10 protein-coding genes are annotated in these 13,420 nt (G+C 74.1%); 2 read left to right on the top strand and 8 right to left on the bottom strand.

Going from position 1 to position 13,420, the window contains the following annotated elements:
* Window positions 1-121 precede the first annotated feature (121 nt).
* Window positions 122-4,321, top strand: coding sequence for an ATP-dependent RNA helicase HrpA (hrpA, locus tag AAG742_RS04225; RefSeq protein WP_298712924.1), 4,200 nt, complete (start codon window positions 122-124; stop codon window positions 4,319-4,321).
* 22 nt (window positions 4,322-4,343) lie between these two features.
* Here the strand turns inward: hrpA and AAG742_RS04220 are convergent, their stop codons facing one another.
* Complete coding sequence (locus AAG742_RS04220; protein WP_248115187.1) at window positions 4,344-4,772, bottom strand: HIT family protein; 429 nt, start codon at window positions 4,770-4,772, stop codon at window positions 4,344-4,346.
* Between the two features lie 57 nt (window positions 4,773-4,829).
* Window positions 4,830-5,795, bottom strand: coding sequence for a sulfurtransferase (locus AAG742_RS04215; protein ID WP_298712921.1), 966 nt, complete (start codon window positions 5,793-5,795; stop codon window positions 4,830-4,832).
* A 192-nt stretch (window positions 5,796-5,987) separates the two neighbouring features.
* Here AAG742_RS04215 and AAG742_RS04210 point away from each other — a divergent pair, with 192 nt between their 5' ends.
* Window positions 5,988-6,416 carry a transcriptional repressor gene (locus AAG742_RS04210; RefSeq protein ID WP_298712918.1) on the top strand — a complete coding sequence of 143 codons (429 nt, stop codon included), beginning with the start codon at window positions 5,988-5,990 and terminating at the stop codon, window positions 6,414-6,416.
* A 12-nt stretch (window positions 6,417-6,428) separates the two neighbouring features.
* Here the strand turns inward: AAG742_RS04210 and AAG742_RS04205 are convergent, their stop codons facing one another.
* The 6 genes from AAG742_RS04205 to AAG742_RS04180 all read right to left on the bottom strand — a co-directional run bounded on the left by AAG742_RS04205 (window position 6,429) and on the right by AAG742_RS04180 (window position 13,322).
* The gene (locus tag AAG742_RS04205; RefSeq protein WP_298712915.1) at window positions 6,429-7,205 is read right to left on the bottom strand and encodes an ABC transporter ATP-binding protein; all 777 of its coding nucleotides are present in this window, start codon (window positions 7,203-7,205) and stop codon (window positions 6,429-6,431) included.
* On the bottom strand, window positions 7,202-8,092 hold the full coding sequence (locus AAG742_RS04200; RefSeq protein ID WP_248115191.1) for a metal ABC transporter permease: 891 nt from the start codon (window positions 8,090-8,092) through the stop codon (window positions 7,202-7,204). Before AAG742_RS04200 ends, AAG742_RS04205 begins: the two co-directional genes overlap by 4 nt.
* Before the next feature lie 65 nt (window positions 8,093-8,157).
* Window positions 8,158-9,165 carry a metal ABC transporter substrate-binding protein gene (locus AAG742_RS04195; protein ID WP_298712912.1) on the bottom strand — a complete coding sequence of 336 codons (1,008 nt, stop codon included), beginning with the start codon at window positions 9,163-9,165 and terminating at the stop codon, window positions 8,158-8,160.
* 103 nt (window positions 9,166-9,268) lie between these two features.
* Complete coding sequence (locus tag AAG742_RS04190; RefSeq protein WP_248115193.1) at window positions 9,269-10,327, bottom strand: hemolysin family protein; 1,059 nt, start codon at window positions 10,325-10,327, stop codon at window positions 9,269-9,271.
* Window positions 10,324-11,643, bottom strand: a complete 1,320-nt coding sequence (locus AAG742_RS04185; RefSeq protein WP_298712909.1) for a hemolysin family protein — start codon at window positions 11,641-11,643, stop codon at window positions 10,324-10,326. Before AAG742_RS04185 ends, AAG742_RS04190 begins: the two co-directional genes overlap by 4 nt.
* 194 nt (window positions 11,644-11,837) lie before the next feature.
* On the bottom strand, window positions 11,838-13,322 hold the full coding sequence (locus tag AAG742_RS04180; RefSeq protein ID WP_298712906.1) for a GuaB1 family IMP dehydrogenase-related protein: 1,485 nt from the start codon (window positions 13,320-13,322) through the stop codon (window positions 11,838-11,840).
* Window positions 13,323-13,420: the final 98 nt, after the last annotated feature.

The raw sequence follows: 13,420 nt of genomic DNA, 5'->3' as shown, positions 1-13,420 counted from the left end.
AAGTTCGTGTGACAGAATGCCCGGCTCACGGCGATGACGAGGCCCACACCCGCCGGGACGTCATCCCTCCGCGGCGAACACCCCGCGCAGCGCCGACCGGCCTCCGTAGACTGGTCCGGCCATGACCGACTCCTCACGCCCCGGGACCCCCGACGCCGCCCCCACCGCGCCCGTCGACGCCCCCGGCAGCACCCCCACCTCCCCCGCCCCGCGCCAGCCCTCCTTCCCCGAGCACCTGCCGGTGGCGGAGCGCCGCGAGGAGATCATGGCGGCCATCCGCGACCACCAGGTGGTGATCGTCGCGGGCGAGACCGGCTCCGGCAAGACGACCCAGCTGCCCAAGATGTGCCTGGCCCTGGGCCTCGGGGACGCCGGGACGATCGGCCACACCCAGCCCCGCCGCCTCGCCGCCCGCTCGGTGGCCGAGCGCATCGCCGAGGAGATCGGCGAGCCGATCGGCCAGACCGTCGGCTACCAGGTGCGCTTCACGGCGCAGACCTCCAAGCAGACCCGGGTCAAGGTCATGACGGACGGCATCCTGCTGGCCGAGATCCCCCACGACCCGCTCCTGAAGCGCTACTCGGTGATCATCATCGACGAGGCGCACGAGCGCAGCCTCAACATCGACTTCCTCCTGGGCTACCTCCGGCAGCTGCTGCCGCAGCGCCCGGACCTGAAGGTGATCATCACCTCGGCCACGATCGACCCCGAGTCGTTCGCGCGTCACTTCGGCCGACCCGCCACGGACGCCGAGCGCGCCGAGCGCGTGGCGGACGGGGTGCCGGAGGAGCAGGCCGACGTCGTCCCCGCCCCGGTCATCGAGGTCTCGGGCCGCACGTTCCCGGTCGAGATCCGCTACCGGCCGCTCACCGACGAGCCCTCCCCCGACGATCCCGACGACGACGCCGACGACGCCGCGGAGACGCGTGACCCCCTCGACGCGATCGGCGATGCCGTCCTCGAGCTGGCCGCGGAGCCGGCCGGGGACATCCTCGTGTTCCTGCCCGGCGAGCGGGAGATCCGCGACGCCGCGGACCACCTGGCCGGCGTCGTCGCGGGCTCGAAGCGCCTCGCCGGGACAGAGATCCTGCCCCTGTTCGGCCGCCTCTCGATGGCCGAGCAGCACCGCGTGTTCGGCCGCGCGGCGTCCGGGGTGCGCCGGCGGATCGTGCTGGCCACCAACGTCGCGGAGACCTCGCTGACGGTGCCGGGCATCAAGTACGTGATCGACACGGGCACGGCCCGCATCTCCCGCTACTCGAACCGCACGAAGGTGCAGCGTCTGCCGATCGAGCGCGTGTCCCAGGCGAGCGCCAACCAGCGCTCGGGGCGCTCGGGCCGCACGAGCGACGGCATCGCGATCCGCCTGTACTCGCAGGAGGACTTCCTCTCCCGCCCCGAGTTCACCGACCCGGAGATCCTGCGCACCTCGCTGGCCTCCGTCATCCTCCAGATGATGTCCCTCGGCGTCGCGCGGACGCCCGCGGACGTGAAGGACTTCCCCTTCCTCCAGCCCCCGGACGGCCGCCAGGTCACCGACGGCGCCACCGCACTCACCGAACTCGGCGCGCTCGCCGCCAAGGCGGGGACCATCACGCCGATCGGGCGCCGGCTGGCCCGCCTGCCCGTGGACCCGCGCCTGGGCCGCATGATCCTGGAGTCGGGCGAGCGCGGCTGCGTGCGGGAGGTCATGGTGATTGCCGCCGCGCTCACCATCCAGGACCCCCGGGAGCGCCCCACCGAGCAGCGCGAGGCGGCGGACGAGATGCACCGCCGGTTCGCGGACGAGAACTCGGACTTCTCCGCGATCCTCCGTCTGTGGGCCTACCTGCGAGAGCAGCAGAAGGAGCTCTCCGGCTCGCAGTTCCGCAAGATGTGCCGCCGCGAGCACCTGAACTGGCTGCGCGTGCACGAGTGGCAGGACCTCGTCCAGCAGCTGCGCCAGATCGCCAAGGACGTGGGCGTCACGGTCCAGGCCGGTCCCGTGGACCCGGTGGGCCAGCACGAGGCCGTGCACAAGTCGCTGCTGACGGGCCTGCTCTCGCAGATCGGCTCCTACGACGAGCGCCGCCGCGAGTACGCGGGCGCGCGCGGCACCCGGTTCGCCGTGTTCCCCGGCTCCGCGCTGTTCAAGAAGCGCCACCCGTTCGTCATGGCGGCCGAGCTCGTGGAGACCTCCCGCCTGTGGGCCCGCTCCGTCGCCCGGATCGAGCCGGAGTGGGCCGAGGAGGTGGCGGGCGACCTGGTGAAGCGCACGTACAACGAGCCGCACTGGTCGCGGCGGGCGGGCTCCGTCGTCGCGCGTGAGAAGGTGACGCTGTTCGGCGTCACCCTCGTGCCGGACCGCTCCGTGCGCTTCGGTCGCATCGACCCGGAGCTCTCCCGCGAGCTGTTCATCCGGCACGCCCTCGTGGAGGGCGACTGGCGCACACGCCACCACTTCTTCGCCCGCAACCGCCGCGCCCTCGAGGAGGTCGAGGCCCTCGAGACGCGCCTGCGCCGCCGCGACCTGCGCGTGGGCGACGAGGACCTCTTCGCCTTCTACGACGCGCGGATCCCGGGAGACGTCGTCTCCGAAAGGCACTTCGACGCATGGTGGAAGAAGGCGCGCCAGGAGCAGCCGGACCTGCTCGACCTCGACGTGGACGCCCTCCTCACGCAGGACGCTGCGGACCTCGACACGGACGCGTTCCCCACGACCTTCCGCTATCCGCTGCCCGGCGGCGACGTGGACCTCGACCTCGAGTACACGTTCGACCCCACGGGCGCCTCCGGCACGGACGGCGTCACGGTGGCCGTTCCGGTCCTCCTCCTGAACCAGGTGGCCCCGAGCCCGTTCGCGTGGCTCGTGCCCGGTCTGCGCGTGGAGCTCGTCACGGCGCTCATCAAGGCCCTCCCCAAGGCCGTGCGCAGGAACCTCGTGCCCGCCCCGGACGTGGCCCGGCAGCTCGTGGCCGACCTCGCAGAGCACGCGGACCCGCTCACGGACGACCTGCCCGCGGCGCTCTCGGCCGCCGTGCGCCGGGTCCGCGGGATCGTGGTGGAGCCGGAGCTCTGGGCGCCCGACGCGGTGCCCCCGCACCTGCGGATGGACTACCGCGTGGTGGACGCCCGCGGCGCCGTCATGGGCGCCGGCCAGGACCTCCCCGCCCTCCAGTCTCGCCTCGCCCAGGCGAACCGCTCGGCCATCGCGGCCCGCCTGGCCGGCACGGACGACCCCGCGAACGCGCGCCCGGGACCCCGCCAGGACGGCCGGGGCTCGGATCGTGGGGGCACCGGCGCTCGCGACGGCGGCCGGGGACGCCGCGGGCCGGGGAAGGACCGTCAGGGTGCCGAGTCCTCCGCCCAGGCGGCGGGTCACGGGGACGGTGGGCCGTCGTCGACCGCGCCCGACGCCGGCCGTGCCGCCCCCGCGTTCGCGGAGCGGCATGGACTGACCACGTGGAGCGTGGGCACCGTGCCCCGCAAGATCACCACGGAGGCGGGCGGCCGCGGCCCCGCGATCACGGGCTACCCCGCACTCGTCCCCGAGACGACGCCGGAGGGCCGCCCCGCGGCGGGGCTCACCGTGGCCCGCTCGGCCGAGGACCAGGCCGCGTGGCACCGCGCCGGCGTGATCCGGCTCCTGCTGGCCGCCCTTCCCAGCCCGCAGCGCTACGTGCTGGACCACCTCGACAACCGGGAGAAGCTCGCGTTCACGCAGAACCCGCACGGCTCGGTGGACTCGCTCGTGGCGGACTGCACGCAGGCCGCTGTGGACCGGCTCGTCGGCCCGGAGCTCCCGTTCGGCGAGGCCGAGTTCCGGGCGCTGTTCGACCGGGTCCGCGCCGACCTCATCGACACCGTGTTCGCGGTCACGAAGCTCGTGGAGCAGGTGCTCTCCCGCGCCGCGGAGGTGCGCCGCCGGCTCAAGGGCTCCGTCTCCCTCGCGACGGCGCCGGCGAAGTCGGACGTCAAGGCCCACCTCGAGCAGCTCGTGTTCCCCGGCTTCGCGGCCACCACGGGGTGGGAGCAGCTGCAGCACCTGCCCCGCTACGTGCAGGGCATGCTGACGCGCCTGGACCGCCTCGACGCCGGCGGGCACCTGCAGCGCGACGGCCAGGCCATGGCGGTGGTCCAGCGCCTCGAGGACGACTTCGACGCCGCCGTGGCCGCGCACCGCGCCCGCTTCGCCGGCACTCCCGTGCCGGCGGAGCTCGAGCGCGTGCGCTGGCTCATCGAGGAGCTGCGCGTCTCCTTCTTCGCCCAGGAGCTGGGCACGGCCGTGTCCGTCTCGGAGAAGCGGGTGCGCCAGGCACTGGCCGCCGCCGCCCGGGCCTGAGGCCGGGGCGGCACCGGCGGCGTCAGTCCTGCGGGACGGCGGCGGTGTGGCCGGCTGAGCGCAGTCCGTCGCGGATGCGCCGCGCGGCCTCCTCGAGGTCCTTCGGCTCGGGCGAGTTGTCCACGCGGGCCATGTCGTAGTCGTCCATGGAGTTGGACGGCCACACGTGCACGTGCAGGTGCGGGATCTCGTAGCCGGCCACCATCAGGCCGGCGCGCTGCGCACCGAACGCATCCACCTGCGCGCGGCCGATCCGCTGTGCGACCTGCATGAGGTGGGCGAGGAGCCCGGGGTCGGCGTCGACCCACTGGTCCACCTCCTCGCGGGGCACCACGAGTGTGTGCCCCTGGGCCAGGGGGCCCGCCGAGAGGAAGGCGACGCACTGCTCGTCCTGCCAAACGAAGCGGGCGGGGAGCTCTCCGGCGATGATGCGGGTGAAGACGCTGGTCATGGGGTGTCCTTCCGATCTGCGGGGTGGGCGGGCGCACGGCCCGCCGAGGGTCCGCCCTCAGTGTCCGTCAGGAGAGGCCCCCACGGCCACCGGCCGGGCCGGATCGTGGACCCATGAGGACCAGGAGCCGGGGAAGAGCGCCGCCCCGGGATGGCCCGCCACGGTCATCGCGAGGACCTGATGGGCGGCCGTGACGCCGGATCCGCAGTAGACGGCCACCCGGACGTCGTCCCGCACCCCGGCCGCCGCGAAGCGCGCCGCGAGCTGCTCGGGCGGCAGGAGGCGACCGTCGGGGCGGAGGTTCTGCGCGGTCGGCAGACTGCGGGCGCCGGGGATGTGGCCGGCCATCGGATCGAGGGGCTCGACCTCTCCGCGATACCGTTCGGCGGCGCGGGCGTCGAGGAGCAGGCCGTGCTCGGCGATCTCCTCGGCGCCGGCGGCGTCCACCACGGGCATGCGGCCCCACTGGATGGTCGCCGAGCCCGGCGTGGGGATCACCTCGCCCGACTGCAGCGGCAGTCCGGCCTCTCGCCACGCATCCAGCCCGCCGTCGAGCAGCAGCACGTCGGGCAGCCCCCCGTGGCGCAGCAGCCACCAGGCGCGCGCGGCGGCGAGGCCGCCGATGTCGTCGTACACGACCACGGTGTCGCCGTCGTCGATCCCCCACATGCGCACCGTCTCCGCGAAGTCCGCCGGATCCGGCAGCGGGTGACGGCCCTCCAGGGTCCCGGGCGGGCCGGCGAGCCGGCTCGGCAGGGCCACGTAGACGGCGCCGGGCAGGTGGCCGTGGAGATAGCCCTCATGGTCGGTCGCACCGCTGCCGAGCTCGTAGCGGATGTCGAGGAGCACGAGGCGCCGCGGTGCGGGGGCGTCGGCCTGCACGTAGGCGGGGACGGCCGGGACGGGCTCCGCCTCCATCGCGGGCGCCAGTCGGAGCCAGCCGGCCAGCACGTCCACCGTGACGACGGACGCCGCGGAGGCGGGGCGGATCGGGGCCGGGGCGTCGGAGGGAAGGGTGTGCACCCGCACACCATACGTGACGGTCCGTAACGCTCACCGCGCGGCGGACGCCCCGCGACGCGCCCCGTGTGCCCGGGGCACCACGCCGGATCCGGCCCCGCTGATAGCCTGGGACGAGTGCCCAGGAGCCGGTCATCGGCTCCGCGAAGCCCCCCGGGACCGTTCGGATCCGGCCGCGGAAGGAGGACCGTCAGCGTGACCAGCACCGCTCCCGACCCCCGCGCCGGACGCGTGCGCGCCACCCGCCAGAAGGCGGCTGTGGACCGTGCCCTGGACGAGCTCGAGGACTTCGTCAGTGCCCAGGAGCTCCACGCCCACCTCAAGGACGCCGGCGAGCGCGTCTCCCTCGCCACCGTGTACCGCACGCTGCAGCAGCAGCTCGAGGACGGCACCGTGGACGTCCTCCGGCGCGAGGACGGCGAGTCCGTGTACCGCCGGTGCGCCGCGCAGGGCCATCACCACCACCTCGTGTGCCGCTCGTGCGGGGCCACCGTGGAGCTCACGGCCCCGCCCGTCGAGCGGTGGGCGGCCGCCGTCGCCGCCGTGCACGGGTTCACGGCCACGGACCACACCGTGGAGATCACCGGCCTCTGCGCCGCGTGCACGGCGGCCGCGGCGGGCTGAGCCCCTGGGCGCCTAGCGGTGCTCAGGCCCCCCGGCGGGGTCGTCCAGATGCCCGAATACGGGCCGGTGGAGCGCGCCGCGCCCGTAGACCCGCTCGAGGTTCTCCTCCGTGAGCACGTGGGCGGGCACGCCCGAGGCGACCACGCGTCCGCCCATGAGGACCACATGGTCCGCCGCGGCCGCCTCGTCGAGGTCGTGGGTCGTGAACACCACGGAGACCCCCTCGTGCGGCTGCTCGTGGATCAGGTCGTCGATCGTGCGGGCCGAGACCAGGTCGAGGCCGGTGACCGGCTCGTCCAGCATGAGCACGTCATGCTCCTGGGCCAGACCCTGTGCGACGTACACGCGCTGCCGCTGGCCGCCGGAGAGCTGGTCGAGGTGCCGCGCCGCCAGGTCCGTGACCCGCATGCGCTCCATCGCCGCGTCCACCGCGGCCCGGTCGGCGGCCCTCAGGCGTCCGAACCAGCCGAGGGACGGGTACCGGCCCATGGTGACCACGTCCCGCACCGTGAGCGGGACGCCCTGCGGGAACTGGAGGGACTGCATCACGAAGGCGGTGCGGCGGGCCCGCTCGGCGGCGGGCTCGCCGAGCACGTGCACGGTGCCCGCCGCGGGCTCGAGCACTCCCGCGAGCGCCGCCAGGAGGGTGGACTTGCCGGAGCCGTTGGGCCCGATCACAGCCACCACGCACCCGGCGGGAACCGTGAAGGAGGAGGCCTCCACGGCCTGGTGCTCGCCGTGGCGCAGCTCGAGGCCTGCGGCCTCGGCGAGGATCCGGGGGTCGTTCACGAGGTCACGCTCCGGCGGGTCGGGAGGCCGTCACGCGTGCGGCGGGCCGCGGCGCGGAGGCGGCGCCCCCGGGCGGCCTGCACCGCGGCGCGCACGGCCAGGACGAGGAAGAACAGGACGATCGGCACGAGCGCCATGGTGGCGGATCCTGCCGTGCCCCAGTGGAAGCTCAGGATCAGGCCGAGGGTGACGGAGAGGGCGCCGATCAGCATGGAGGCGGCCATCATCCACGGCACGGTGCGTGTGATCAGCGCGGCGGTGGCGGGCGGGCCCACGAGCAGGCCGAACACGAGCACGGTGCCCACGGCCTGGAACGAGCCGATCACGGCGGCCCCGATCATCACGAGCAGGAGCGCGTGCGTGAGCCGGGGGCGCATGCCGAGGGCGCGCGCCTTGGCCTCCGAGAAGCTCAGGGCCAGCAGCGGACGGTACAGCACCAGGCCCAGCACCACGACGGCGGCCGCGATCGCGCCCTGCACCCGCAGCCCCTCCGGCGAGACGCCGAGGGCGTCGCCGAAGAGGATGGCGGTGAGGGAGCCCGTGTAGGAGTCCGAGAGCGAGATGATCACGACGCCGAGGGCCATCATCCCCACGAACAGCAGGCCGATGGCCGTGTCCTCCTTGAGGGTGGTGGCCCGGTGGACGAGCGAGATGCCGGCCATCATGACGGCGGCGGCCACGGCGGCGCCCACGTGCAGGTTCCCGCCCAGCACCACGGCGAGCGCGATGCCCGGCAGGACGCCGTGCACGAACGCGTCCCCGAAGAAGCTCATGCCGCGCAGCACGAGCCAGGTGCCCACCACGGAGCACGTGAGTGCGGCGATGAGCCCGCCGAGCAGGGCGCGTTGCTGGAATCCCAGCAGGAAGGGGTCGGTCAGCCAGTCCACGGGGGTGTCGGTCCTCAGGGTCGGTGTCGGTGGGGCCACGGGCGGTGCCCGCGGCGGGGGACGGGTCAGCCGGCGAGGGCGTCGGCGAGCGTCCGCGCGTTGTGGAGCATGGCGTCGGCATAATCGGACTCGGCGGAGTCCGCGGGCCCGACGCCGGACTCGTACAGCTCCACGACCGGCAGGTCCCCCGCCTCCCGGGAGACCGCGTCCACGAGGCCCGTGCCCGCTGCCACGGAGGTGAGGATCGCATCCGCGCCGGACTCGCGCACCTGGGAGGCCAGGGCCGCGAGCTCCTGGGAGGAGGGCTCCGCGTCCGTCGATCCGCCCGGGATCACGACGCCGGCCACCTCGAACCCGTACGCCGCTCCGAAGTAGCCGTAGGCGTCGTGGTCGGTGACGAGCGTGCGCCGCTCCGCGGGGACGGCCGCCAGGATCTCGCGAACCTGCCGGTCGGTGTCCTCGAGCTCCCCCTGCACGCGGCGCCCGCACTCGGCGTAGCCGTCGTCGCCGGTGTGCTCGGCCAGGGCGTCGCCCATCACCGACGCGGCCGTGGCCATGCGCGCCACGTCCATCCAGACATGCGGGTCCTGCGAGCCGTGGGCGTGGCCCTCGTGGGCGTGGGCGGCGTGCTCCTCGGCACTCTCCCCCGCGTGCTCGGCCTCACCGGCGCCGAAGGGCAGGGGGTCCAGCCGGGGTGCCACCTCCACGACGTCGGCGCCGTCCCGCTTCGCATTCTCGAGCGCGGACCCCATGCCGCCCTCGAGGCCGAGGCCGTTGGAGAACACGAGTCCGGCGCGGACCATCTGGGCCACCTGCTCGGAGGACGGGGACACGTCGTGCGGATCGTCGCCCGGGCCCATGATCGTCCCGGACTCCGCGTCGCGGCACGCCGTGACGTCCGCGAGGACCGATCCGAGCTGGGTGGTGGTGGCCACGGCGACGGGCTTCCCCTCCCCCGGGTCGGCGGCCGGGCGGCCGGCCCCCTCGCCGGCCTCGGAGCCGCACGCGCTCAGCCCGAGGGCGAGCACGAGGAGGGGTGCGGCGAGAGTGCGGGCACGGCGGGGAGCGGTCACGGGCGAGGGGTCCTTCCGGGGGGGCGGCGGCGCCCGACGAGGCGTCTTGTTGCTAACGATTCTCATGTTAGCAGGTTCCGGCGCCCGCCGCCCGGGGCCCCGCTCAGGCCAGCCGCATCCGCCGTGGGGTCTGCGTGACGTCGTGGATCTCACCCACGAGCTCCTCGAGGACGTCCTCCAGGAACAGCACGCCCACGGTGGTGCCCTCCGTGGTGATCACGCGCGCCAGGTGGGAGCCGGTGCGCTGCATGAGCGCGAGCGCGTCCTCCACCTCGTCGTCGGCGCGCACGTTGGCCAGGGAGCGGATGCGCGTGAGCGGCACGGGACGCTCGTAGGCGTCGGGGGCCACCATGAGCACGTCCTTGAGGTGCAGGTAGCCGGTGTACCCGCCGTCGGGGTCCTCCACCACGAAGCGGGAGAAGCCCACCCGTCCCACGGCCCACTCGAAGGCCTGCGGGGTGACGTCCTCCGGCACCGTGACCACGCGCTCCAGCGGGACCATGACGTCGCCGGCCGTGTAGGAGGAGAACTCCAGGGCGGAGTGCAGCACGCCGGACTCGTCCTCGAGGGTGCCCGAGCGCGTGGACTCGGCCACGATCGACTGGACCTCCTCGAGCGTGAAGGAGGAGGCCACCTCGTCCTTCGGCTCGATCCCGAACGCCCGCAGCACGAGGTTCGCGGCCCAGTTCAGGGACACGATGATGGGGTGGAGCAGGCGGCTGAGCCACACGAGCGGCTGGGCCAGGAGCATGACGGCGCGATCGGCGAACGACACCGCCGCGTTCTTGGGGATCATCTCGCCGAACGTCACGTGGAGGAACGTGACCACCAGGAGGGCGACGACGAACGCGGCGATGTCCGCGACGCCCGCAGGCACGCCGACGGCCTCCATCGGCACCACGAGCAGGTGGTGCAGGGCCGGCTCCGAGACGTTGAGGATCAGGAGCGAGCACACGGTGATGCCGAGCTGGCACACGGCCAGCATCGCCGAGACGTGCTCCATGGCGTACAGGGCGGTCGTGGCCGGCCGGGAGCCTGCCTCGGCGCGCGGCTCGATCTGGGAGCGGCGAGCACCCATGACGGCGAACTCGCCCGCCACGAAGAAGGCGTTGGCGACCAGCAGGACCACCAGCCAGAGCAGTCCGATCACGTCCTCGCTCATGCGCGGGCCTCCGTCCTGTCCGCGGGCACCGGGTCGAAGCGCACGCGCTCCACCCGCCGTCCGTCCATGCGCTCCACCGCGAGCGATCCGCCGTCGACGGCCACGACGTCGCCCACCCGGGCGATGCGGCCGAGGCGGGCCATCACGAAGCCGCCGATGGTCTCGTAGGCGCCGTCCTCGGGGACGGACAGCGCGGTGATCTGGGCCTGCGCCTCGTCCGGGCGCAGATCGGCCGGGAAGTACCAGCGTCCGGAGGCGGTCTGCAGGACGCCGGGGGTGATCCGGTCGTGCTCGTCGGCGACCTCGCCCACGATCTCCTCCACCACGTCCTCGAGGGTGACGACGCCGGCGGTGCCGCCGTACTCGTCCACCACCACGGCCATCTGCAGGTTGGCCTCGCGCAGCTCCGCGAGCAGCTGGTCCAGGTGGACGGTCTCGGGGACGCGGATGATGTCCGACATGAGGGAGCCGGCCGTGAGGTCGGCGCGGCGCTCCCGGGGGACGGCCGCGACCCTCTTCACGTGCACGACGCCGCGGATGTCGTCCGAGGACTCGCCGATCACGGGGAAGCGGGAGAAGCCGCTCTGCCGGGCGAGCTCCACGACGTGGGAGAGCCCCTCGTCCTCGCCCACGGTCTCCACGCGGATGCGCGGGGTCATCACGTCGGCCGCCGTGCGGTCCGCGAAGCGCAGGGTGCGGTCCAGGAACGTGGCCGTCTGCTGGTCGAGCGTGCCGAGCTGGGCCGAGCGCCGCACGAGCGAGGAGAGCTCCTCAGGGCTGCGGGCGCCGGAGATCTCCTCCTTCGCCTCGATCCCGAAGCGCCCGAGGACGCGGTTGGAGAAGCCGTTGAGGACCGCGATCGCGGGCCGGAAGACGGCCGTGAACACGAGCATGGGCCGCGCGAGCCGACGCCCGATGGGGAGGGGCTGGGAGATTGCCATGTTCTTGGGCACCAGCTCGCCGATCAGCATGGAGAGCAGCGTGGCCGTCACCATGGCGACGAGGAGCGAGACGGTGCCCGCGATCGCCTCGGGTACGCCCGCCCCGATCAGGAGCGGGTCCACGAGGCGCCCGATCGCCGGGTCCATGACGTAGCCCGTCAGGAGCGTGGTGAGCGTGATGCCCAGCTGGCACGCGGAGAGCTGGGTGGACAGGGACTTCAGGCAGTGCAGGAGCGGCTCGGCGCCGCGGTCGCCCTGGTCCACCATCCGCTGCACGGTGGGCACGTCGATCGCGATGAGCGAGAACTCGACGGCCACGAAGAATCCGGTGCCCAGGACGAGCAGGATGCCGGCGATCAGCAGGATCCACTCCACGGGGCCTCACCCCCTCCCCGAGGAGTCGGGGTGGGCGTCGAACGGGCGACGCCGGGACTGGAAGGCTCCGATCCGGCCCCGTCCGCGAGCGCGGACGGGCAGGCTGGCACAGCAGTGTCAGGGTGATCCATAGTGCGACCAGTATAGGGGCGGGGCCGCGGGCGGAGAGACCCCTTCGGGCGTGCCGCGCCGCCTCACCACGAGGCGGCCACGGGCCGGCCCTCGTCGTAGCCGGCGGCGGACTGCAGCCCCAGGACGGCCCGCTCGCGGAACTCCGCCAGGTCCCGCGCACCCGCGTACGTGAGGGCGGAGCGGACGCCGGCGGTGATGGTGTCCAGCAGGTCCTCCACGGAGGGGCGGCGGGGGTCCACGTCCATGCGCGAGGAGGAGATGCCCTCCTCGAACATGCCCTTGCGGGCCTTGGTGAAGGGGTCCTCGTGGCGCGTGCGGTGCTCGACGGCCCGGGCCGAGGCCATGCCGAAGCTCTCCTTGTGGCGGCGGCCGTCGGCGTCGTGCACGAGGTCCCCCGGGGACTCGAGCGTGCCCGCGAACCACGAGCCGATCATCACCGAGCTCGCCCCGGCCGCGAGGGCAAGGGCCACGTCACGCGGGTGCTTCACGCCGCCGTCGGCCCACACGCGGGCACCGGCCTCGCGGGCGGCGGCCGCGCACTCCAGCACGGCGGACAGCTGCGGGCGGCCGACGGCGGTCTGCATGCGCGTGGTGCACATGGCGCCCGGGCCCACCCCCACCTTCACGATGTCGGCGCCGGCGGCCACGAGGTCGTGCACGCCCTCGGCGGTCACCACGTTGCCGGCGACCACCGGCACGCCGGGGTCGAGCGAGCGCACCGCGGCGAGGGCGTCGAGCATCGTCTCCTGGTGGCCGTGCGCGGTGTCCACCACGAGCACGTCCACGCCGGCCTCGAGGAGGGCGGAGGCCTTCTCCCCCACGGCGCCGTTGATGCCGAGGGCCGCGCCCACGCGCAGCCGTCCGCCGGCGTCGCGGCTGGGCATGAAGAGGGAGGAGCGCAGCAGGCCCGCGCGGGTGACCACGCCGCGCAGGCGCGGGGCCCCGCCGCCGGTCCCGGACTCGACGACGGGCGCCACGTCGAGGTGGGCGGCGTGCAGGCGCTCGAAGGCCGCGCGCAGCACGTCCGCGCCGGGGTGGGCGCCGGCGTCCCCGCCCAGCTCGTCCGCGGTCAGCGTGAGCGCGGCCGGGTGCATCACGGAGGACGCCGAGGCGAAGCGGTCCACGTCGTCGCAGTCCCGCGGACGGACCAGGCCGAGGAGGCCGCCGTCGGCGTCCACCACCGCGACGACGCCGTGGTTGCGTCGGTCCATGAGGTGCAGCAGGTCCAGGACGGTGTCGTGCGCGCGCACCGTCAGCGCGGTGTCCACCACGGGGTGGGCGGACTTCACGCGGGCGACCGTCTCGGCGATCACGTCGGCGGGGACGTCCTGGGGCAGGATCCCGAGGCCGCCGCGGCGGGCCATCGTCTCCACCATGCGCCGGCCGGTGACGGCGGTCATGTTGGCCGAGACGAGCGGGATGGAGCCGCCCGTCGCGTCGTCCGGGGCGATGTCCACGTCCATGCGGCTCGCGACGTCGGAGCGGGAGGGGACGAGGAACACGTCGTTGTAGGTGAGGTCGACGCTCGGCGGGGTGAGGAAGCGCATGTGGCCAGTCTTCCAGACCGGGACGCGGCCCCTGCCGGACGCTCCGCCCTCGCCCTCGCCGGGGCCTGAGCACCTATGATGTTCGGAGGCGTCCGCCA

The organism is Micrococcus sp. 2A (assembly GCF_039519235.1).
GTDB lineage: Bacteria > Actinomycetota > Actinomycetes > Actinomycetales > Micrococcaceae > Micrococcus.
This window is presented reverse-complemented; position numbering and strand designations above follow the sequence as displayed.

What these genes read in the sequence shown, in the direction of transcription:
- AAG742_RS04180 (WP_298712906.1), bottom strand. Translation starts at nt 13,322, where the DNA reads ATGCGCTTCCTCACCCCGCCGAGCGTCGACCTCACCTACAACGACGTG.
- AAG742_RS04190 (WP_248115193.1), bottom strand. Translation starts at nt 10,327, where the DNA reads ATGAGCGAGGACGTGATCGGACTGCTCTGGCTGGTGGTCCTGCTGGTC.
- AAG742_RS04220 (WP_248115187.1), bottom strand. Translation starts at nt 4,772, where the DNA reads ATGACCAGCGTCTTCACCCGCATCATCGCCGGAGAGCTCCCCGCCCGC.
- hrpA (WP_298712924.1), top strand. Translation starts at nt 122, where the DNA reads ATGACCGACTCCTCACGCCCCGGGACCCCCGACGCCGCCCCCACCGCG.